The organism is Stenotrophomonas sp. SKA14 (assembly GCF_000158575.1).
Lineage (GTDB): Bacteria > Pseudomonadota > Gammaproteobacteria > Xanthomonadales > Xanthomonadaceae > Stenotrophomonas > Stenotrophomonas forensis.
This window is the reverse complement of record NZ_DS999412.1, coordinates 3,525,026-3,545,938: the sequence shown is the minus strand read 5'-3', so window position 1 is coordinate 3,545,938 and position 20,913 is coordinate 3,525,026. Positions and strand designations below refer to the sequence as shown.

24 protein-coding genes are annotated in these 20,913 nt (G+C 66.7%); 18 read left to right on the top strand and 6 right to left on the bottom strand.

Features of this window, described 5'->3' with window-relative positions:
* Positions 1-241: 241 nt before the first annotated feature.
* From SSKA14_RS15910 to parE, 3 genes are all read right to left on the bottom strand, one after another.
* Complete coding sequence (locus SSKA14_RS15910) at positions 242-1,738, bottom strand: S10 family peptidase (RefSeq protein ID WP_008265427.1); 1,497 nt, start codon at positions 1,736-1,738, stop codon at positions 242-244.
* A gap of 109 nt (positions 1,739-1,847) precedes the next feature.
* The gene (locus tag SSKA14_RS15905; protein ID WP_008267351.1) at positions 1,848-2,426 is read right to left on the bottom strand and encodes a GNAT family protein; all 579 of its coding nucleotides are present in this window, start codon (positions 2,424-2,426) and stop codon (positions 1,848-1,850) included.
* A gap of 148 nt (positions 2,427-2,574) precedes the next feature.
* The gene (parE, locus tag SSKA14_RS15900; RefSeq protein ID WP_006431439.1) at positions 2,575-4,464 is read right to left on the bottom strand and encodes a DNA topoisomerase IV subunit B; all 1,890 of its coding nucleotides are present in this window, start codon (positions 4,462-4,464) and stop codon (positions 2,575-2,577) included.
* 171 nt (positions 4,465-4,635) lie between these two features.
* On the opposite strand from parE, the gene SSKA14_RS15895 reads away from it, so the two are divergent.
* From SSKA14_RS15895 to truD, 10 genes are all read left to right on the top strand, one after another.
* Positions 4,636-4,869: a hypothetical protein gene (locus SSKA14_RS15895; RefSeq protein WP_006431442.1), complete on the top strand. Its 234-nt coding sequence runs from the start codon at positions 4,636-4,638 to the stop codon at positions 4,867-4,869.
* Between the two features lie 400 nt (positions 4,870-5,269).
* Positions 5,270-6,934, top strand: coding sequence for a CTP synthase (locus SSKA14_RS15890; RefSeq protein WP_040008072.1), 1,665 nt, complete (start codon positions 5,270-5,272; stop codon positions 6,932-6,934).
* An 89-nt stretch (positions 6,935-7,023) separates the two neighbouring features.
* On the top strand, positions 7,024-7,854 hold the full coding sequence (gene kdsA / locus SSKA14_RS15885) for a 3-deoxy-8-phosphooctulonate synthase (protein ID WP_008267797.1): 831 nt from the start codon (positions 7,024-7,026) through the stop codon (positions 7,852-7,854).
* Positions 7,851-8,198 (top strand): hypothetical protein, encoded by a 348-nt coding sequence (locus SSKA14_RS15880; protein ID WP_040008070.1) that lies wholly within the window; start codon positions 7,851-7,853, stop codon positions 8,196-8,198. The genes kdsA and SSKA14_RS15880 overlap by 4 nt, the downstream gene beginning before the upstream one ends.
* Positions 8,198-8,527 (top strand): hypothetical protein, encoded by a 330-nt coding sequence (locus SSKA14_RS15875; RefSeq protein ID WP_008267127.1) that lies wholly within the window; start codon positions 8,198-8,200, stop codon positions 8,525-8,527. Before SSKA14_RS15880 ends, SSKA14_RS15875 begins: the two co-directional genes overlap by 1 nt.
* Before the next feature lie 96 nt (positions 8,528-8,623).
* Positions 8,624-9,916: a phosphopyruvate hydratase gene (gene eno, locus SSKA14_RS15870; RefSeq protein WP_008266559.1), complete on the top strand. Its 1,293-nt coding sequence runs from the start codon at positions 8,624-8,626 to the stop codon at positions 9,914-9,916.
* A gap of 4 nt (positions 9,917-9,920) precedes the next feature.
* Positions 9,921-10,274 carry a cell division protein FtsB gene (gene ftsB, locus SSKA14_RS15865; protein ID WP_006431483.1) on the top strand — a complete coding sequence of 118 codons (354 nt, stop codon included), beginning with the start codon at positions 9,921-9,923 and terminating at the stop codon, positions 10,272-10,274.
* Positions 10,271-10,969, top strand: a complete 699-nt coding sequence (ispD, locus tag SSKA14_RS15860) for a 2-C-methyl-D-erythritol 4-phosphate cytidylyltransferase (RefSeq protein ID WP_008265775.1) — start codon at positions 10,271-10,273, stop codon at positions 10,967-10,969. Before ftsB ends, ispD begins: the two co-directional genes overlap by 4 nt.
* 34 nt (positions 10,970-11,003) lie before the next feature.
* A complete protein-coding gene (gene ispF / locus SSKA14_RS15855) occupies positions 11,004-11,501 on the top strand; it encodes a 2-C-methyl-D-erythritol 2,4-cyclodiphosphate synthase (protein WP_008268444.1) in 498 nt (165 codons plus the stop codon).
* The gene (gene truD, locus SSKA14_RS15850) at positions 11,498-12,529 is read left to right on the top strand and encodes a tRNA pseudouridine(13) synthase TruD (RefSeq protein ID WP_008267062.1); all 1,032 of its coding nucleotides are present in this window, start codon (positions 11,498-11,500) and stop codon (positions 12,527-12,529) included. The genes ispF and truD overlap by 4 nt, the downstream gene beginning before the upstream one ends.
* Positions 12,530-12,598: 69 nt before the next feature.
* Here the strand turns inward: truD and SSKA14_RS15845 are convergent, their stop codons facing one another.
* Positions 12,599-13,138: a Smr/MutS family protein gene (locus SSKA14_RS15845; RefSeq protein ID WP_008267381.1), complete on the bottom strand. Its 540-nt coding sequence runs from the start codon at positions 13,136-13,138 to the stop codon at positions 12,599-12,601.
* 209 nt (positions 13,139-13,347) lie between these two features.
* On the opposite strand from SSKA14_RS15845, the gene surE reads away from it, so the two are divergent.
* The 5 genes from surE to SSKA14_RS15820 all read left to right on the top strand — a co-directional run bounded on the left by surE (position 13,348) and on the right by SSKA14_RS15820 (position 16,903).
* Positions 13,348-14,127, top strand: a complete 780-nt coding sequence (surE, locus tag SSKA14_RS15840) for a 5'/3'-nucleotidase SurE (RefSeq protein ID WP_008266466.1) — start codon at positions 13,348-13,350, stop codon at positions 14,125-14,127.
* On the top strand, positions 14,124-14,801 hold the full coding sequence (locus SSKA14_RS15835; RefSeq protein WP_008265872.1) for a protein-L-isoaspartate(D-aspartate) O-methyltransferase: 678 nt from the start codon (positions 14,124-14,126) through the stop codon (positions 14,799-14,801). The genes surE and SSKA14_RS15835 overlap by 4 nt, the downstream gene beginning before the upstream one ends.
* Positions 14,802-14,819: 18 nt before the next feature.
* Positions 14,820-15,434, top strand: a complete 615-nt coding sequence (locus SSKA14_RS15830; protein ID WP_008268526.1) for a YqaA family protein — start codon at positions 14,820-14,822, stop codon at positions 15,432-15,434.
* Entirely contained in the window at positions 15,431-16,234 is an 804-nt protein-coding gene (locus SSKA14_RS15825) for a peptidoglycan DD-metalloendopeptidase family protein (RefSeq protein WP_040008068.1), read from the top strand. The genes SSKA14_RS15830 and SSKA14_RS15825 overlap by 4 nt, the downstream gene beginning before the upstream one ends.
* A 180-nt stretch (positions 16,235-16,414) precedes the next feature.
* Positions 16,415-16,903: a hypothetical protein gene (locus tag SSKA14_RS15820; protein WP_008266415.1), complete on the top strand. Its 489-nt coding sequence runs from the start codon at positions 16,415-16,417 to the stop codon at positions 16,901-16,903.
* Positions 16,904-16,930: 27 nt separating this feature from the next.
* Here the strand turns inward: SSKA14_RS15820 and SSKA14_RS15815 are convergent, their stop codons facing one another.
* The gene (locus tag SSKA14_RS15815; protein ID WP_008267824.1) at positions 16,931-17,305 is read right to left on the bottom strand and encodes an Mth938-like domain-containing protein; all 375 of its coding nucleotides are present in this window, start codon (positions 17,303-17,305) and stop codon (positions 16,931-16,933) included.
* Between the two features lie 12 nt (positions 17,306-17,317).
* On the bottom strand, positions 17,318-17,623 hold the full coding sequence (gene yhbY / locus SSKA14_RS15810) for a ribosome assembly RNA-binding protein YhbY (RefSeq protein WP_004152868.1): 306 nt from the start codon (positions 17,621-17,623) through the stop codon (positions 17,318-17,320).
* Positions 17,624-17,688: 65 nt separating this feature from the next.
* Here yhbY and rlmE point away from each other — a divergent pair, with 65 nt between their 5' ends.
* The 3 genes from rlmE to SSKA14_RS15795 all read left to right on the top strand — a co-directional run bounded on the left by rlmE (position 17,689) and on the right by SSKA14_RS15795 (position 20,613).
* Positions 17,689-18,321 carry a 23S rRNA (uridine(2552)-2'-O)-methyltransferase RlmE gene (gene rlmE / locus SSKA14_RS15805; protein WP_008265654.1) on the top strand — a complete coding sequence of 211 codons (633 nt, stop codon included), beginning with the start codon at positions 17,689-17,691 and terminating at the stop codon, positions 18,319-18,321.
* A gap of 69 nt (positions 18,322-18,390) precedes the next feature.
* On the top strand, positions 18,391-20,325 hold the full coding sequence (ftsH, locus tag SSKA14_RS15800) for an ATP-dependent zinc metalloprotease FtsH (RefSeq protein ID WP_014036751.1): 1,935 nt from the start codon (positions 18,391-18,393) through the stop codon (positions 20,323-20,325).
* A gap of 102 nt (positions 20,326-20,427) precedes the next feature.
* Entirely contained in the window at positions 20,428-20,613 is a 186-nt protein-coding gene (locus tag SSKA14_RS15795; protein ID WP_008265807.1) for a hypothetical protein, read from the top strand.
* Positions 20,614-20,913 lie beyond the last annotated feature (300 nt).

Genomic DNA, 20,913 nt, shown 5'->3' with positions numbered 1-20,913 from the left:
ACCGGGATCCGATCCCGTGCCGACCAACGGTCGGCACCCACCGGCAGCAGCGGGAAACTGTCGAAGGCGGGGTGGGTCCGGTTGCGGGGGTGTCCGCGGCATGGATGCCGCGGCCAAGCCCCCAGGGACGGGTTTACGGCGTCCCCCGCAACCGGATCCGCCCCGCCACCCCCCGGAAACCCGGCTTTTGCCGTTGCCGTTGCCGTCAGCGGGTGCCGGGCCGCAGGCCCGGCCGAACCCCTCAATTACGCTGGAACATCGCCTGCACATCCCTGCGGAACGCCGCCTGGCTGTCCGTCCTGCTGTAGAACATGTGCCCGCCCGGATAGCTGCGCACCTGCACGCGATCCGGGTTGCTGCCCATCGCAGGCATCTGGTCCACCGTCAGGATTGACCCCATGAACGGGCACGACAGGTCGTTCCAGCCATGCACGATCAGCACCTGCAGATGCGGATCGATCGCCACCGCCTGGCGCAGCTGGGTCACCGCACCCTGGCGCAGCTCGCCATTGCGGTCCCACAGCCGGTTCACGTCGTAGTTCAGCGCCTGGTAGCGCGCATCCACCTTCCAGCCGATCACGCGGGTCACGAAGTCGACCATCGCCGTGGTGGTCGGCGCGATGATGCTGTCCAGGAGTGGATCGTTGGCGCGCTGCTCCGGATCGTTCGGGAACGGATCGAATGCGGTCACGTTGGAGTCGTAGCGGCTGCCCAGCGTGCCCTTGTCGCGGAACACTTCACGCAGGTAGGCCTGCGTCTCCAGCCGACCGCCGGCGCGGCGCACGAACTGCGGGTCCAGCCCGGTCAGCTCGGTCACCCGGCGCAGCATCGCTTCGGTCGCCTGCGGATCGCTGCGGCCCTTCATCAGCGCCGTCGCGTAGTCGCCGCGCGTGTATTCGACCACCTCGCGCATGGCTGCATCGGTCAGCCTGCCCTGGCGTTCCAGGTGGGCTGCGGCAATCGACGGCAGCGTCTGCATCCAGGCCATCGGCGAGACATCGGCGTTGTCTTCCAGGGTCGGGCTCAGGTACGGCGAGACCAGCACCAGGCCATTCATCGCCACGCCCAGCCGGGTCTGCAGGAAGTGGGTGATGCGCGGACCACGATAGCCACCGTAGCTCTCGCCGGTCAGGTACTTGCGCGAGGCCATGCGCTGGTTGCGCAGCAGCCAGTCGTAGATCGAGCGCGACAGGTATTCGATGTCGGCGCCGGGGTTGTACAGCTGCTTCTTCGCTTCGTCATCGCCGATGCGCGCGCGGCTGAAGCCGGTGCCGACCGGATCGATGAACACCAGGTCGGTGAAGTCCAGCCAGGTACCCGGGTTGTCATGCAGGGTGGCCGGCGCCGAGGCGCTGTCGCCTTCCGAACCGAAGGTCACCACCTTGGGCCCGATCGCGCCCATGTTGAGGTAGACCGACGACGCGCCGGGGCCGCCATTGAGCGCGAAGGTCACCGGCCGGTCCTTGCCCGGCATCGTGTAGGCGGTGAACACCACGTCGGCGATCACCTTGCCCTTGGCATCGCGCACGGGCAGGGTGCCGACGGTGGCGGTGTAGTCGAGGGTGCGGCCGGCCAGGCGCATGCTCTGGCGCGCCGACGCATCGGCCGGCAGCGCAGGCGATTCGGTCTTGTCGTCCTTCGGATCGGGCTTGGCCTCGGCGTCGGGCGCGGCCAGCACGCTGGCAGGGGCGATGAGCAGGCCGACGCAGAGCGCGGCGATATGCAGCAGGGACTTCATGGCACCGTTTCGGCAGCGGAAGGGGGTTCCGATGCTAGGCCGGGGAGGGCCGCGCCGTATGTGTCCAAAGGCATGTCCGCGGGCTGTAGCTCCCAGCAGCCAGATTGGGTCAAGCGGGCAGGCCGACGGCCGCTTCGTCATCGGCCAGTAGGCCATAAACGGCCGAGTCGGCCAGTTCCCCTTGGATGCGCCAGCGCTGGCGCAGCACGCCCTCGCGGTGGAAGCCCAGCCGTTCCAGCACGTGTGCCGAGGGCGCATTGCGCGGGTCTATCTCGGCTTCGACCCGATGCAGGCGCAGCGTGCGGAACAGATAGGCCAGCACCTGCTGCAGCGCCTCGTGCATGTAGCCCTGGCCCTGCTGCTCGGGCGCGAGCAGGTAGCCGATCTCGGCGCGCGCGGCGTCACGGTCCACGGCGAACACCACGCAGATGCCGAGCAGCGGGCCGTCCATGGATTCGCGCACGGCCAGTTTCAGCTGGGTACCGATGGCATGGGCGGCAAGATCGTCATCGATCTGTTCGCGCGCCTCGGCCGGTCGTGTCCAGGCCGGGTGGTTCCACCAGCGCATCACGTCCGGGTCCGACTGCAGTACGAACAACGCGGCAGCGTCGTCGCGGCGGATCGGGCTCAGGACCAGCCGCGCGCTGTGCAGCGGCAGGCCGGGGAACAGCAGCGAGTGGCTGGCCAATGCAATGGTCCACGCGGATGGACGCGCATTATGGCGCCGCAGGGTTTGCCGATGGGGGCGGGATGAGTCCGGCCGCCAACCGGTAGTGCCGGCCGCTGGCCGGCAACCTCGACTGCCGGCCAGCGGCCGGCACTACCAGAGGATGGCGTCAGACTTCCAGCGAAGCCAGGTCGCCCTTGGTTTCCAGCCAGCCCTTGCGGTCAGACGCGCGCTTCTTGGCCAGCAGCATGTCCATCAACGAGCGGGTCTGCTCGCCATCGTCCACGGTCAGCTGCACCAGCCGGCGCGTATCCGGGTGAATGGTGGATTCACGCAGCTGCGGCGGGTTCATCTCGCCCAGGCCCTTGAAGCGGGTCACGTTGATGGCGCCCTTGATCTTCTCGCGTTCGATCTTGTCCAGCATCGAGCGCTTTTCTTCCTCATCCAGGGCGTAGAACACCTGCTTGCCCACGTCGATGCGGAACAGCGGCGGCATCGCCACGAACACGTGGCCGGCATCGACAAGCGCCGGGAAATGTTTCAGGAACAGCGCGGTCAGCAGCGTGGCGATGTGCAGGCCGTCGGAGTCCGCGTCGGCCAGGATGATGACCTTGCCGTAACGCAGGCCGCTGATGTCATCCTTGCCCGGGTCGCAACCAATGGCGATGGCCAGGTTGTGCACTTCTTCCGAGGCCAGCACGCTGTTGGAGGACACCTCCCAGGTGTTCAGGATCTTGCCGCGCAACGGCATGATCGCCTGGAAGTCCTTGTCGCGGGCCTGCTTGGCACTGCCGCCTGCAGAGTCACCTTCCACCAGGAACAGCTCGGTGCGCGACAGGTCCTGGCTGATGCAGTCGGCCAGCTTGCCGGGCAGCGCCGGGCCCTGGGTGACCTTCTTGCGGACCACCAGCTTTTCGGTCTTCAGGCGCGCGCTGGCGCGTTCGATGGCGATCTGCGCGATCTTCTCGCCCAGCTCCACGTTCTGGTTCAGCAGCAGGCTGAACGCATCGTGGGCGGCGCCTTCAACGAAGCCGGCAGCCTGGCGCGAAGACAGGCGTTCCTTGGTCTGGCCGCTGAACTGCGGATCGGTCATCTTCAGCGACAGCACGAACGACACGCGGTCCCACACGTCTTCCGGAGCCAGCTTGACGCCGCGCGGCAGCAGGTTGCGGAAGTCGCAGAACTCGCGCAGCGCCTCGGTCAGGCCGGTGCGCAGGCCGTTGACGTGGGTGCCGTGCTGCGCGGTGGGAATCAGGTTGACGTAGCTTTCCTGTACCAGTTCACCTTCCGGCAGCCAGGCCACGGCCCAGTCCACCACCTCGGTGTCCTTCTTCAGGTTGCCGACGAACAGGTCGGCCGGCAGCGATTCGCGTTCGCCCAGTTCCAGCTTCAGGTAATCGCGCAGGCCGTCTTCGTAGTACCAGGTATCGACTTCACCGGTGGCTTCGTCGGTCAGCTTGACGGTCAGGCCCGGGCACAGCACCGCCTTGGCGCGCAGCAGGTGCTTCAGTGCGCGCACGGCGAACTTGGGGGTGTCGAAGTACTTCGGGTCCGGCCAGAAGCGCACGCGGGTACCGGTGTTCTTCTTGCCGACGCTGCCGACCACTTCCAGCGGGGTGGCGCGGTCGCCGTTGCGGAAGGTGATCCGGTGTTCGGCGCCTTCGCGCTTGATGTGCACTTCCACCAGGGTCGACAGCGCGTTGACCACGCTGACGCCGACGCCGTGCAGGCCGCCGGAGAAGGTGTAATTGTTGTTGCTGAACTTGCCGCCCGCATGCAGGCGGGTGAGGATCAGTTCGACGCCCGGGATCTTCTCTTCCGGGTGGATGTCCACCGGCATGCCGCGGCCGTCATCGCTGACCTCCACGCTGCCGTCCTTGTACAGGGTGATCTCGATCGAGCGGGCGTGGCCGGCGAGGGCCTCGTCCACCGAGTTGTCGATCACTTCCTGCGCCAGGTGGTTCGGGCGCGCGGTGTCGGTATACATGCCAGGACGGCGCTTGACCGGGTCAAGGCCGGACAGGACTTCAATATCGGCGGCGTTATAGCGTGCGTTCATCTATCTTCAAAGCGCGGAGCGACGCGCAAGTGTGCGGTGTGGACGGGGAATTTGCACGCCTGCGGTTCAGCCTCGGCGCCGGGGAGGGGGTAAAATGGCAGCCGCTGGAATCTGAACGCCGGCGACCCCGGTTGGGTCGAAACGTCCAAGCCATACCGCGAGGAGGACCTCATGAAGAAGTTGCTGACCATTGCGATCCTGGCCGCTGCCGCCGTTGCAGTGCCGCTGGTGGTGGCGCAGAACGCCGGCCAACCGGCGCCGCAGCAGGGTGACCAGGCCGACAAGGCGCAGGCCGAGGCGGATGCCAAGGCCAAGCGTCGCGCGCAGGCCACTGCCGAAATGAAGGCGCAGGGCCAGCCGGCCCCGCAGCAGGAAGAGGAAGAAGAGGCGAGGAAGAAGAAGTAATCCTTCCACCCTCCGAAGCCCTTGCCGCAAGGGATTCGCCCCCCGACGCCCCGCTCTGCGGGGCGTTTCTTTTGGGTGATGGCCGCAACTGCCCCTTGGGTTGGCGGCCATCAATCTGTAAACTACGGCTTTCCGGGAGTAAGTGCGTGTCCACCCTTTGCGAATGGGCTGGCGCGACCATGCGTGGTCGCCAGCAATGCGGGTCGCAGGTGACGGTCGATAGGGCCGGCACGGCCGCCCCGACCTCGCACGGTGGTCCCCGTCCGGCGCCTGCCGCCGCACGGATCCGCACCTCCCTCGCTGCCCCAGCGAACCGGAAAACCCCCTTCAGGCTCCATGCCCGCCCCCAGGGCGCGCGTGGTGCTGCCGTTTTCCATTTCCAGACAGGATGCTTGCAGCCATGACTCCCTTGATTTTCGTAACCGGCGGCGTGGTGTCCTCGCTCGGCAAAGGCATTGCCGCGGCGTCACTGGCCGCCATTCTCGAAGCCCGTGGCCTGAAGGTCACGATGATGAAGCTCGACCCGTACATCAACGTCGACCCGGGCACCATGAGCCCGTTCCAGCACGGTGAGGTGTACGTCACCGATGACGGCGCCGAGACCGACCTCGACCTGGGCCACTACGAGCGCTTCGTGCGCACCCGCCTGAGCCGCAAGAATTCGGTCACCACCGGCCGCATCTACGAGAACGTGATCCGCAAGGAGCGCCGCGGCGACTACCTGGGCGCGACCGTGCAGGTCATCCCGCACATCACCGACGAGATCCGCCGCTGCATCGACGAAGCCACCGAAGGCTATGACGTGGCCCTGGTCGAGATCGGCGGCACCGTGGGCGACATCGAATCGCTGCCGTTCCTGGAGGCGATCCGCCAGGTACGCACCGAGCGCGGCCCGGAGAAGGCGCTGTTCATGCACCTCACCCTGGTGCCGTACATCGGCGCCGCCGGCGAGCTGAAGACCAAGCCGACCCAGCACTCGGTCAAGGAACTGCGCTCGATCGGCATCCAGCCGGACGTGCTGCTGTGCCGTTCCGAGCAGGCTGTGCCGGATTCGGAGCGCCGCAAGATCGCGCAGTTCACCAACGTTTCCGAACGCGCCGTCATCAGCGTGCCGGACGTGGACGTGCTGTACCGCATTCCGTCCGGCCTGCACGCGCAGGGCCTGGACGAGATCGTGGTCAACCAGCTGAAGCTGGCCGACAAGGCCGGTCCGGTCGACCTGTCGATGTGGGAGGACGCGGTCGACGCGACCCTGCACCCGCTGGACGAAGTGACCATCGCCGTGGTCGGCAAGTATGTCGACCACCAGGATGCCTACAAGTCGGTGGGCGAAGCGCTCAAGCACGGTGGCCTGCGCCAGCGCACCAAGGTCAATCTGAAGTGGCTGGAAGCCCAGGACCTGGAAGGCACCGACATGGCCGCGCTGGCCGACGTCGACGGCATCCTGGTGCCGGGTGGCTTCGGCGACCGTGGTTTCGAAGGCAAGGTGCTGACCTCGAAGTTCGCCCGCGAGCAGCAGGTGCCGTACTTCGGCATCTGCTACGGCATGCAGGCGGCGGTGGTCGATTACGCGCGCAACGTGGTCGGTTTGGAAGGCGCCAACAGTACCGAGAACGATCGCCAGTCGCCGAACCCGGTGATCGGCCTGATCACCGAATGGCGCACCGCTACCGGCGACGTCGAGAAGCGTGACGACAAGAGCGACCTGGGCGGCACCATGCGCCTGGGCCTGCAGGAACAGCGCCTGAAGCCGGGCACGCTGGCCCGTGAGCTGTACGGCAAGGATGTGGTCGCCGAGCGCCATCGTCACCGCTACGAGTTCAACAACCGCTACCGCACCCAGCTGGAAGATGCCGGACTGGTCATCGCCGGCAAGTCGATGGACGACACTCTGGTGGAAGTGGTCGAGCTGGCGCGCGATGCGCACCCGTGGTTCCTGGCCTGCCAGGCACACCCGGAGTTCCTGTCCACGCCGCGTGACGGCCACCCGCTGTTCATCGGTTTCATCCGGGCTGCGCGTGAGCGCAAGGCCGGCGGCAAGCTGCTTTCCGAAGTGCGCGCCTGACTTGTGAATGGGGGCTTCGGCCCCCATCCTGCATGCTTCAACCCCCAGCGCACCGGCATGGCCGGTGCTGCGGACAACAAGGAAACGCCATGAAACTGTGTGGATTCGAGGTCGGGCTGGACCAGCCCCTGTTCCTGATCGCCGGCCCCTGCGTGATCGAGTCGATGCAGCTGCAGCTCGATACCGCCGGCAAGCTGAAGGAGATCACCGACCGCCTCGGCGTCAACTTCATCTTCAAGTCCAGCTTCGACAAGGCCAACCGCACCTCGGGCACCGCCTTCCGCGGCCCGGGCATGGAAGAGGGCCTGAAGGTGCTGGCCGAGGTGAAGAAGCAGATCGGCGTGCCGGTGCTGACCGACGTCCACGAATACACCCCGATGGAGGAAGTGGCCTCGGTGGTGGACGTGCTGCAGACCCCGGCGTTCCTGGTCCGCCAGACCGACTTCATCCGCAAGGTGTGCTCGGCCGGCAAGCCGGTCAACATCAAGAAGGGCCAGTTCCTGGCGCCGTGGGACATGAAGCCGGTCGTGGAGAAGGCCAAGGCCACCGGCAATGAGCAGATCATGGTCTGCGAACGCGGTGCCAGCTTCGGCTACAACAACCTGGTCAGCGACATGCGTTCGTTGGCGGTGATGCGCGACACCGGCTGCCCGGTGGTGTTCGACGCCACCCATTCGGTGCAGCTGCCGGGCGGGCAGGGCACCAGTTCGGGCGGCCAGCGCGAGCACGTGCCGGTGCTGGCCCGTGCCGCGGTGGCGGTGGGCATCTCGGGCCTGTTTGCCGAGACCCATCCGGATCCGTCCAAGGCCCTGTCCGATGGTCCCAACGCGTGGCCGCTGGACCAGATGGAAGCCCTGCTCGAGACTTTGATGGAGCTCGACGCGGTGACCAAGAAGCACGGCTTCTCGCGCTTCGCGTGAGCCGTGACCCGTGGGTGGCGCTGGAAACCCAGCGCCGCCGCCGGCACTGGAAACAGTGGCCGTGGGGCCTGATTGCACTGGGCCTGGCCGTGTTGTTCACGGTGGGCATGTTCGGCCTGGTGCTGATCGGCGCCGCGTCGGTGCGGCCGCCCGGTGATGGCGGCAGCGCGATCAATCTGCGCGCATATTTCATCGCATTGCTGGTGGTGGAGCTGCTGGGTGCCGTGGGCTGCGCCGCGTCCGCCGTACTGGCCTGGCGGCTGAATCGCGGCAAGGTGGCGGCAGGCCTGGCAGTCATCCTGCTGTCGCTGTGGCTGGGCGCCCTGTTCTACGGTCTTCTTTGATGAATACGAGCACTTCGGCGCGCGGTTGCCCCTGGGGGCTGATCGCGCTGGGGCTGTCGGTGCTTGCATGGGCGTCCCTGCTGCTGGGCGTGCTGGCCTTTGCGGCCAGCTTCGGCTCGCCGGGTGACGGCAACCATGGCATGCGGGCCATGCAGTACTGGATTCTGGCCGCTCTGGTCATGCTCGGCCTGTCATTCGTCGGCAGCCTGGTGGCGATGGTGCTGGCCTGGCGACGGCAGCGTGGACCGATCTGGGCAGCCATTGCCGGTGCGCTGCTGGTGATGCTGCTGTCGCTGGTCCTGATCGTGATCGGGTCCAGCTGGGGTTGAAGTCGATCGGGCCATTTGGCAAGTGGCGGGCAGCCGGGGATAATCACGCGGCATTCGTTTTGTCGCCCCCTCTCCATACAGGTAACCGGCCCGACCATGAGTACGATCCGCAGCATCCACGCCCGTGAAATCCTCGACAGCCGTGGCAACCCCACGCTGGAAGCCGAAGTCATCCTGGAGGACGGTTCGTTCGGTCGTGCCGCGGTTCCCTCCGGCGCCTCGACCGGCACCAAGGAAGCGGTCGAGCTGCGTGACGGCGACAAGACCCGTTACCTGGGCAAGGGCGTGCGCAAGGCCGTCGACAACGTCAACGGCGCCATTGCCAACGCGCTGAAGGGTTTTGAAGCGACCGACCAGGCCGGCCTCGACCGTCGCCTGATCGACCTCGACGGCACCGAGAACAAGGGCCGCCTGGGTGCGAACGCGCTGCTGGGTGTTTCGATGGCGGCCGCGCACGCTGCCGCCGCTTCGAACAAGCAGGCGCTGTGGCAGTACCTCGCCGCCAAGACCGGCGTGACCCCGTCGCTGCCGGTGCCGATGATGAACATCATCAACGGCGGCGCGCATGCCGACAACAACGTCGACTTCCAGGAATTCATGGTGCTGCCGGTGGGCTTCACCTCGTTCTCCGAAGCGCTGCGTGCCGGCACCGAGATCTTCCATTCGCTGAAGTCGGTGCTGAAGGGCCACGGCCTGAGCACGGCGGTCGGCGATGAAGGCGGCTTCGCACCGGACTTCCGCAGCAACGTCGAAGCGCTCGACACCATCCTCGAAGCGATCGGCAAGGCCGGCTACACCGCCGGTGAGGACGTGCTGCTGGGCCTGGACGTGGCCTCCAGCGAATTCTTCGAGAACGGCAAGTACAACCTGGTCGGCGAGAACAAGCGCCTGACCTCCGAGCAGTTCGTCGACTTCCTGGCCGACTGGGCCGCGCAGTACCCGATCATCACCATTGAAGACGGCCTGGCCGAGAACGACTGGGCCGGCTGGAAGCTGCTGACCGACCGCATCGGCAAGAAGGTGCAGCTGGTCGGTGACGACCTGTTCGTGACCAACCCGAAGATCTTCCAGGAGGGCATTGACTCGGGCACCGCCAACGCGATCCTGATCAAGGTCAACCAGATCGGCACCCTCAGCGAAACCCTGGAAGCGATCGCCATGGCCGATCGTGCCGGCTATGCCGCCGTGGTCTCGCACCGTTCGGGCGAAACCGAAGACACCACCATCGCCGACATCTCGGTGGCCACCACCGCCACCCAGATCAAGACCGGCTCGCTGTGCCGCAGCGATCGCGTGGCCAAGTACAACCAGCTGCTGCGCATCGAGGAAGCCCTCGGCGCCGGCGCGCGTTACGCCGGTCGTGACGCGTTCGTTTCGCTGAAGCGCTGAGCCGATGCGCGACTGGCGCTGGATGCTGCTGGTGCTGGCCCTGCTGCTGGGCTGGCTGCAGTACCGCTTCTGGTTCGGTCCGGGCAATTCGGGTGAAGTGATGATGCTCGAAGCCCAGGTCGCCAACCAGGAGCGGGACAATGAGGGCCTGCAGCAGCGCAACGATGCGCTTGCTGCCGAAGTAAAGGACCTCAAGGAAGGCCAGTCCGCCATCGAGGAACGCGCGCGCAGCGAGCTGGGCATGATCAAGCCCGGCGAGAAGTTCTACCGCGTGGTCGAAGATGCGCCGGTTGCCCCGGCGCAGTCGGCGGCAGGTGCCAATGCCCAGGCCGCCGAACATCCGGCGGACGTGCCATGAGCGCGGCGATCTGGGTGGTGGTTCCGGCTGCCGGCCGTGGCACCCGCTTCGGCGCGCCACTGCCCAAGCAGTACCTGCAGGCGGGCGGGCAGATCCTGCTCGCCCACACCCTGGACGCCCTGCTGGCGCATCCGGCCGTGGCCGGGGCGATGGTGGTGGTCGGGCAGGATGACGCCGACTGGCCGGGCTGGACCGAATGGGCGGGCAAGCCGGTGCTGACCTGCATCGGCGGCGCGACCCGTGCCGCTTCGGTGCTGGCCGGGTTGCAGGCGCTGCCGGAGTCGGTGCGCGCCGACGAGTTCGTGCTGGTCCACGACGCCGCGCGTCCGAACCTGTCGCTGGCCGATCTCGGGCGCCTGCTTGAGGTGGGCCGTGCCGATCCGGTCGGTGCGATCCTGGCCGCGCCGGTGCGCGATACGCTCAAGCGTGCGGGCGACGATGGTGGCATCGATGGCACCGAGCCGCGCGAACGGCTGTGGCGTGCGTTGACCCCGCAGCTGTTCCGTCGCCACCAGCTCAGCCGTGCGCTGTCCGAGGCTGCGGCCGCCGGTGTCGAGGTCACCGACGAGGCCATGGCCATGGAGCGCCAGGGCCAGCGCCCGCTGCTGGTGGAAGGCGGCGAGGACAACTTCAAGGTCACTACCCCGGCCGATCTGGACCGGTTTGAATTCGTACTTTCCCGCCGCGCCGGCTGATTGCCCGCGCGGCCCTGTAGCAAGGGTTGCATCCATGAGTACCGCACCGTTCCCGCCCGTCCGCATCGGCCAGGGCTACGACGTCCATGCCTTCGGTGAAGGCGATCACATCATGCTTGGCGGCGTGAACGTACCGCACAGCTGTGGCGTGCTCGCGCACAGCGACGGCGACGTGATCCTGCATGCCCTGTGCGATGCCATGCTCGGCGCGCTGGCGCTGGGTGACATCGGCCAGCACTTCCCGCCGAGTGATGATCGCTGGAAGGGTGCCGACAGCAGTGAGTTCGTGCGCCACTGCGACGGCCTGCTGCGCGAGCGCGGCTGGCGCGTCGGCAACACCGACATCACCGTGATCTGCGAGCGACCCAAGGTCGGCCCGCATGCGCTGGCGATGCGCGAGCGCATCGGCGGGCTGCTGCAGCTGCCCCTGGACGCAGTCAGCGTCAAGGCCACCACCTCGGAAAAGCTCGGCTTCACCGGCCGCGGTGAAGGCATCGCTGCACAGGCGGTGGTGTTGCTGGTGGCGGCATGATTCCGGTACCGCTGGCGTTCGGTGCGCCGTTGCTGACGGCGCGCATCCGCACCACGCCGGACGATTTCCAGGTCGACGAACTGCCGGCCTTCGAGGCCACCGGCGAAGGCGAGCACCTGCTGCTGCACATCCGCAAGCGCGGTGCCAATACCGTGCACGTGGCCAAGCTGCTGGCGGCGTGGGCTGGCCTGCCGGAAATGGCGGTCAGCTATGCCGGCATGAAGGATCGCCACGCCGTCACCACCCAGCGCTTCAGCGTGCACCTGCCCAAGCGCATCGCGCCGGATCTCGCCGCGCTGGCCAGTGATGAGATCGAAGTGCTCGACGCCACCTGGCACAACCGCAAGCTGCAGCGCGGCGCACTGGCCGGCAACCGCTTCAAGCTGGTGCTGCGCGACGTGAAGGGGGATCGCGCAGCGATCAGCGAACGCCTGCAGCAGATTGCCGAGCGCGGCCTGCCGAACTGGTTCGGTGAGCAGCGCTTCGGCCGCGACGGCGGCAACGTGCCTGCGGCCCTGGCGATGTTCGGTGGCCGTCGCATGCGCAAGGACCAGCGTTCGCTGCTGCTGTCGGCTGCCCGTTCCGCACTGTTCAACCGCGTGCTGGCCGCGCGCGTGGAGCAGGGCAGCTGGGACCAGCCGCTGGACGGCGAAGTGTGGATGCTGGACGGCAGCCGCAGTGTGTTCGGCCCCGAGCCCTATACCGATGTACTGGCCGAACGCCTGGCGCGCTTCGACATCCATCCCAGCGCACCGCTGTGGGGCGAGGGCGAGCTGCGCAGCACCGACGTTGCACGCGAGCTCGAATTGGCAGCGCTGGACGACGAGGAATCGAAAGCGCTGCGGGTCGGCCTGGAAGACGCACGCCTGAAGCAGGAGCGTCGCGCGCTGCGCCTGCGACCCGCGTTGCTGCAGCATGCGTGGCTGGCCGATGACGTGTTGGAGCTGTCGTTCGCGCTGCCGCCGGGCTGCTACGCCACCGCGGTGCTGCACGAACTCGGCCCGGTCGAAGACGCCTCGCAGGCCTGACTGAAAAAGGGGACGGAGGGAATTAAGTCGTTTGTGCCACAAGCGACTTAATTCCCTCCGTCCCCTTTTTCATCTGCGCGCCAGCAACACCAGCACAGCGCCGGTACCGCCTTGTCCGGCCGGTGCCGAATGGAACGCCAGTACATCGTTGCGCAGGCGCAGATGGCGATCGACCAGGTTCTTCAGCACCGGCGCACCGCCATCGGACTGCAGGCCCTTGCCGTGGATGATGCGTACACAGCCATATTCGTGGGCATGTGCCTCCAGCAGGAACTGACGCAGCAGCGACTCGGCCTGCGCGGCGGTGGCGCCATGCAGGTCCAGTTCGTCCTGCACCGAATACTGGCCACGCTTCAGCCGCTGGAACAGGCGCGGTGGCAGGTTGTCGCGCCGATAGCTGGCTACGTCGCCGGCTTCCAGCGGCGAGCTGTCGCGCAGCAGCCGGGCGAATTCGCCAGCCGCTTCGGCCTCGTCACGTTCGGCCATGCGTGCGCGCGGCTTGGGCCGAGGCGCGGCCGGGGCAGGCTCTGCATCCTTGCGCAGCGGCGTCACTTCGCCGATGGCCGCGCGGAACAGGGCGGCCGGATCTTCGTCTTCAGGGTGCGACATGCGCACAGGGTAAACCGCCGGCGCAGGTCTGCCTATGACGGTTCGATGTCGGCCGTGACCGCCGGCAGGGTAGGACCCGCGGCTCGCATGCGGCACAATAGACGATGCCCTTGCAGGGTCGACGGCTTCCGCAGGGGAGTACGGCGGTCCCGCCCACACTGCACGGTGACGGAATCGAATTCTTGGAAAATCAAGCGGTTAAATCGAAGATGCGAATCCTGGTCAGTAACGACGACGGCGTCGACGCCGCAGGCATCCGGATGCTGGCCTCGGTCCTGCGCGAGGCAGGCCACGAAGTCACGGTGGTCGCACCCGACCGCGACCGCTCCGGCGCCAGCAACTCGCTCACCCTGGACCTGCCGATCCGCCTCAAGCGCATCGACCATTACACCGTTTCGGTGGCCGGTACGCCGACCGACTGCGTGCACCTGGCGCTGACCGGCCTGCTGGAGTTCGAGCCCGACATTGTCGTGTCCGGCATCAACAACGCCGCCAACCTGGGCGATGACGTGATCTATTCCGGCACCGTCTCGGCGGCAATGGAAGGTCGCTTCCTCGGCCTGCCGGCAGTGGCGGTCTCGCTGGTCAGCCGCAACCACGATCCGAAGCACTTCGAGACCGCCGCGCGTGCCGCGGTCGAGATCGTCGCCCGGCTCAAGGCCGATCCGCTGCCGGCGGACACCATCCTCAACGTCAATGTGCCTGACCTGCCGTGGAACGAGGTCAAGGGCTTTGAAGTCACCCGGCTCGGCAACCGCCATCGCGCCGAAGGCTGCATCGCGCAGAAGGACCCGCGCGGCAACGAGGTGTACTGGATCGGCCCGGCTGGTCGTGAGCAGGACTCCGGCCCCGGCACCGACTTCCACGCGGTGCGCACCGGGCATATCTCGATCACCCCGATCCAGGTCGACCTGACCCGCTACCAGGCGCTGGAGAAGGTGGCCAGCTGGGTCGGCGGCCTCAGTGCCGCGCTGGACCGGCCGGCATGAGTCCACGCCTGCGATTGCAGCCGGAAGCTGTCGGCATCGGCATGACCTCGCAGCGCGTGCGTGATCGCCTGGTCGATCGCCTGCGCGAGGCCGGGATCGTCGACGAGTCGACGTTGAATGCGATCCGGGTAGTGCCGCGCCATCTGTTCATCGACGAGGCGCTGGCCTCGCGCGCCTACGAAGACACTGCGCTGCCGATCGGCCACGGCCAGACCATTTCACAGCCGTGGGTCGTGGCGCGGATGACCGAGGCGGTGCTGCAGGGGGCACCGAAGCGGGTGCTGGAGGTCGGCACGGGTTCTGGCTACCAGGCGGCCATCCTTGGCGCGCTGGGGCTGGAGGTCTACACCGTGGAGCGCATCGGTGACCTGCTGCGGCAGGCGCGCAAGCGCTTCCGGGCGTTGGGCATGAACATCCGCACCAAGCATGACGACGGCCGCGTCGGCTGGGCCGAGCACGGCCCGTTCGATGCCATCGTGGTCACTGCTGCGGCGCCGGCACTGGTCGACGCACTGGTCGAACAGCTGGCCGAGGGCGGCCGGTTGGTGGCACCGGTCGGCGGCCCCGGAGCGCAGTCGCTGGTACAGCTGGACCGCAAGGCTGACGGCAGCATCGAACAACGCGTGCTGGCGCCGGTCACCTTCGTGCCGCTGCTGTCTGGCATGCTCGACTAATCCACGGAGCAGGGTTGCATGAAGATTTTCGGGCCGCTGTACGAGCGGGCGATGAAGTGGGCGGCGCACGAACGAGCGCCGACCTACCTGACGGTGTTGAGCTTCTTCGAGGCGATCATCTTCCCGGTGATGCCGGAGGTGATGCTGGCGCCGATGTGCGTGGCCCAGCCCAAACGCGGCTGGTGGTTTGCCACCCTCAGCCTGGCCGGCTCGATGGTCGGCGCACTGATCGGCTACGCACTGGGCCATTTCGCCTTCGAGGCGATCAAGCCGCTGTTCGAGGCGATGGGCATGCTGCCGGCGATCGAGCAGGGCATCACCACCGTGCAGGCGAAGATGGCCGAATCGCCGTGGGCGGTGTTCACCTTCCTGGTGCTGGGCGGCTTCATGCCGATCCCGATGAAGGTCTTCACGTGGGCATCGGGTATCGTCGGCGTACCGATGCCGCAGTACCTGCTGAGCATGCTGATCGGTCGTGGCAAGCGCGTGTACGTGCTGGCCGCGGTCATCCGGATCGGTGGCGCGCGTGCCGAAGCGGCGCTGCGCCGCTGGATTGAACCGCTGGGCTGGATCGCCACCGCGTTGGTGGTGGTGCTGATCGCCTGGCTTGTATGGAGGTCGAAGTTCGCATGAGTCCTGATCGTCTGAGCAAGGGAGTGCGCATCAGCGCGCTGGCGTTGCTGGTTTCCACCCTGGCCGCCTGTGGCACCGCGACTGTGGTCCGCCCCGGTGGCGGCGGCAGCAGCGGGGGCGTGACCACGCCGAAGACCTCGGTGCCCAAGCCGGGGCAGACCGTGGTCGTGCGCAAGGGTGACACCATCTATGCGCTGGCCCGCATCCACGACATCACTCCGGCCGACCTGATCGCCTGGAACAGCCTGGACAACCCCTCGACGATCCATCCGGGCCAGGTGATCCGCCTGTATCCGGCCGGTGCCAGCGGCGGTCGCGCGCCGACCACAGTGGTCACCGCCCCGCGTTCCGGTGGCAGCAGTGCCGGCAGCACCGCGAGTGCCGGCAGCACCGCGCCGACTACAGCACCGGCGGGTCCGGTGAAGAGCAACATCGCCTGGCGCTGGCCGGCCGATGGCGCGATCGTTGGTCGTTACGTGGCCGGCGACGCGACCAAGCAGGGCGTGGACATCGCCGGCACCAGCGGCCAACCGGTGAAGGCCACGGCCAATGGCGTGGTGGTGTATTCCGGCGCCGGCCTGGTCGGCTACGGCGAGCTGATCATCATCAAGCACAGCGACCAATGGCTGTCGGCCTATGGCCACAACCGCAAGCGCCTGGTGAATGAAGGCCAGAGCGTGAAGGCGGGTGAGCAGATCGCCGAGATGGGCCGCACCGGCGCGAACCGCGACATGGTCCACTTCGAGATTCGCTACAACGGCAAGCCGGTCGACCCGCAGCAGTACCTGCCGGCACGCTGATCGCCGTTGGATCGGGTAGCGCCGGGCAATGCCCGGCCTTCCTGACCTGTAGCGTCGAGCCATGCTCGACTCGGGTAGCGTAGAGATGCGGTCACTTGCGATCTTGTGTGTTGCAGGCTCGCCTTCACGACGGATTGAATACCCGGCATTCTTGAGTGGTCCCATTCGCCCCGGTGCCCCATGTTCCGCTTTGCTTCCGCTCTCGCGCTGCTCATCGTCGCGCCGCTGGCCGCAGCCGCCAGCGATCCGCGTGACGTGGTTGCCCGTCTCTATGACGCCATCCAGGCACCGGCGTTGAACGAAACGGCCATTCCGCCGCTGCTGGGCGATGCCCTGCGTTCAGCGATTGATGCTCAGCGCGCTTACGAAAGGGCCTGCAGTGCGCTGGCCGCGCGCGACGAAAAGCCGCACATGCTCGACCAGAGTCCGTATCTGCTGGCGCCGGATCGACCGGAAACGATATCCGTAGGAATGTCTCGATCGAGTGGTGACGCCACCTGGATCCGCGTCGACATGGCCGTGGGCGACTATCGCTGGACCGACCGGGTCCTGCTGCAGCGGCAGGACCGGGACTGGAAGGTCATGGATATCCGCTGGGGGCAGGGTGGCAACCTGATTGGCCGGCTCAAGGCGTTCTCGGCATTCCGCTGCACGCCTTCGGGCAGCTAGCGTCGGGGGCAACCCGGCGGCGCGAACTCAGCCTTCGAGAATGAACGCAGCCGCGACCTTGCGGCCTTCAGCAGCCAGGATATTGAAGGTGCGTGCGGCGGCTGGATTGTTCATCACTTCCAGGCCGATGCCGCGCGACAGGCAGGCGGCCATCACCACGGCCGGCGGGAACACCTGGCGGTCGCCGGTGCCAAGCACGATCAGCGTCGGGTTCAGTGCCAGGATCGGCTCCAGGTCGGCCGGCTGCAGCTCGGCGGCCTGCTTCACCGGCCAATGCTCGACCAGCTGGTCCGGCGCCAGGAAGAAGCTGCTGCCCAGCACCTGGTCGTTGACCCGTGCCGAGCGGCCGTCGGCGGCGCGCAGGCTGTAGGCGTAATCAGGCGGTTCGTGGTTCAGCTGCATGGCAGTGGGCGATCAGCCGCGTGGCAGCACGATCTGGCGCTGTTCCTTGCTCGGGCGGTACAGCACGGCAACGTGGCCGATGCGCTGCACCAGCGCGCTCTCGGTGGCTTCGACGATCTCGCCGATCATCACGTCACGGGCGTCGCGATCCTCGGCAGCGACCTTCACCTTGACCAGTTCGTGGCGCTCCAGCACTTCGTTCAGCTCAGCGATGAAGGCCGGGGTCACACCCTTGCCGCCGGTCTGCAGCAGGGCCTTCAGGTCGTGGGCTTGGCCGCGCAGGAAACGGGTCTGGGAGGCGGTCAGGGCGATGGACATGCAGGAAAACACGGTTGAATGGGGCGATCAGGGTATCATGAGGACCCCATCAGCCCCTATTTTCAATGGCAACCCGCAGCAAAAGCAGCCAGCGCTGGCTCAAGGAACACTTCTCCGACCCCTTCGTGAAGAAGGCGCAGGCCGAAGGCATGCGCTCGCGCGCCGCCTACAAGCTCGAAGAGCTGCTCGAACGTGACCGCTTGCTGAAGCCGCACATGGTCGTGGTCGACCTGGGTGCGGCCCCGGGAGGCTGGTCTCAGCAGGTCCGGAGACAGATCGGTGACACTGGCCGCGTGCTGGCGCTGGACATCCTGGACATGCCGCCGCTGGCCGGCGTGGAGTTCCTTCATGGTGACTTCAGGGAAGAAACCGTCCTATCTCAGTTTGAAGCCATGCTCGGGGATCAGCCGGTAGACCTTGTGCTGTCGGACATGGCCCCCAATAAGAGTGGTGTGGGCGCGGTCGACCAGCCGCGGATGATGCACCTGGCGGAGCTGGCACTGGATTTTGCCGACAACCACCTGAAGACCGGTGGGGCATTCCTGATCAAGCTGTTCCAGGGCGAAGGCTTTGACGACTATGTGCGCGAAATGCGCCGCAGGTACGACAAGGTCTCCATCCGCAAGCCAGAAGCCTCGCGCAAGCGCTCTCCCGAGGTGTATGCCTTGGGTCAGGGAAAACGCGCCCACATGAAGTAAGCTCGCAACGTACGCAAGTTCGACCCCAACGCAACGCCAGCACTAAGAGGAACACCGGAGCCAATGAGGATGAACGACTTGACCAAGAACCTCCTGCTATGGGTGGTCGTCGCCGTCGTGCTGATGGTGGTCTTCCAGAGCTTCTCGCCCAAGACCTCCGGGGCCGGGGCGCAGGGTGCGTCGTACTCGCAGTTCCTGGACCAGGTGGACAGCGGCAACGTGCAGAAGGTCGCCTTTGGCGGCGACATGCGCGGCGGCACCAGCCAGCTGACCTACACCACCCGCGGTGGGCAGTCGTCCACCATCACCGCACCGTTCGATCGTGACCTGATCAACGTGCTGCGCACCAAGAACGTGGAGATCGTGCAGGAAGAGCCGTCCAGCGGCATCTCCCTTGGCGCGATCCTGATGAATTTCCTGCCGGTCATCCTGATCATCGGCTTCTGGCTGTTCATCATGCGCCAGATGCAGGGCGGTGGCGGCGGTGCCAAGGGCGCGATGTCCTTCGGCAAGTCGCGCGCCAAGCTGCAGGGTGAAGACCAGATCAAGGTCACCTTCGCCGACGTCGCCGGCTGCGACGAGGCCAAGGAAGAAGTGGGCGAGCTGGTCGACTTCCTGCGCGACCCGTCCAAGTTCACCAAGCTGGGCGGCAAGATTCCGCGCGGCGTGTTGATGGTGGGCCCGCCGGGTACCGGCAAGACGCTGCTGGCCAAGGCCATCGCCGGCGAAGCCAAGGTGCCGTTCTTCTCGATCTCGGGTTCGGACTTCGTGGAAATGTTCGTCGGCGTCGGTGCCAGCCGCGTGCGCGACATGTTCGAGCAGGCCAAGAAGCATGCCCCGTGCATCATCTTCATCGACGAAATCGACGCCGTCGGTCGCCATCGTGGTGCCGGCCTGGGCGGCGGTCATGACGAGCGCGAGCAGACCCTGAACCAGTTGCTGGTCGAAATGGACGGCTTCGAGGGTGGCGAGGGCGTGATCGTGATCGCCGCGACCAACCGTCCGGACGTGCTGGACCCGGCGCTGCTGCGTCCGGGCCGTTTCGACCGCCAGGTCGTGGTGGGCCTGCCGGACGTGAAGGGCCGCGAGCACATCCTGAAGGTGCACATGCGCAAGCTGCCGCTGGCCGACGACGTCGAGCCTATGGTGATCGCGCGTGGTACCCCGGGCTTCTCCGGTGCCGATCTCGCCAACCTTTGCAACGAGGCGGCGCTGTTCGCCGCGCGCGGCAACGAGAAGGAGGTCCGCATGGACCACTTCGACCGTGCCCGCGACAAGATCCTGATGGGTGCCGAGCGCCGCTCGATGGCCATGAGCGAGGAGGAGAAGACCCTCACCGCCTACCACGAAGCGGGCCACGCCATCGTCGGCCGCCTGGTGCCCGAGCATGACCCGGTCTACAAGGTCACCATCATTCCGCGCGGTCGTGCGCTGGGTGTGACGATGTACCTGCCGGAAGGCGACAAGTACTCGATGAACCGCGTGGCGATCAAGTCGCAGCTGTGCTCGCTGTACGGTGGCCGCGTTGCCGAGGAACTGATCTTCGGTGCCGACAAGGTCACCACCGGCGCTTCCAACGATATCGAGCGCGCCACCAAAATGGCCCGCAACATGGTCACCAAGTGGGGTCTGTCCGATCAGCTCGGTCCGATCGCCTATGGCGAAGAGGATGACGAGGTGTTCCTGGGCCGCTCGGTCACCCAGCACAAGAGCGTGTCCAACGACACCGCGCGCCGCATCGACGAGGAAGTGCGCAACATCCTCGACGAAGCCTACGCACGCACCACCGAGCTGATGACCGCCAACCTGGACAAGCTGCACGCGATGTCGCAGCTGTTGCTGCAGTACGAGACCATCGACGCGCCGCAGATCGACGCCATCATGGAGGGCCGCGATCCGCCGCCGCCGGCTGGCTGGAACAAGTCGAACAAGGATGGTGGCAACGACAAGGGCGGCGACGCCCGTCCGCTGCCGCCGATCGCAGGCCCGGCCGAATCGCACTGACGGCCTGCTGCACGTGACACCAGACGAGGCCGGGGCAACCCGGCTTCGTCGTTTCCGGGCCACCGGCCCCTTCCGAAGCACCGAACTGACGCTGGAGCCCGCATGTCCGCCCCGAAGCCCGAACCGATTTCCCACACCGTCGAGATGGTCATCGCCACCGTGGTGGGTGTGGGGGTAGGCCTTGGCGCCGACAATCTGCTGTTGGGCTGCGTGGTGGGTATCGCGGTCGGTATCGTGCTGAGCATCGCCAAGACCCTGTACGTGGACCGCAAGCGCCGCCGCCGTTGAGGGGTATCGGCAGGGCTGCGCCCTGCACCCGTGGTAGTGCCGGCCGCTGGCCGGCAACCTCAGCGGCAACAGCAACAGCAACAGCAACAGCAACAGCAACAGCGGCGATCCGTGGGATGGCGGGGCGGTGTGGGTGGCAGGACACGCCGTAAACCCGTCCCTGGGGGCTCGATGGCGCCATCCATGGCGCCAACGGTCCTGCCAACCCACACCGCCCCACCTCTGACCGATTCCGGTCGCTGTTGGTAGGTGTCGACCTTGGTCGACACGGTAGATCCACGCCATGCGTGGATGAACCTC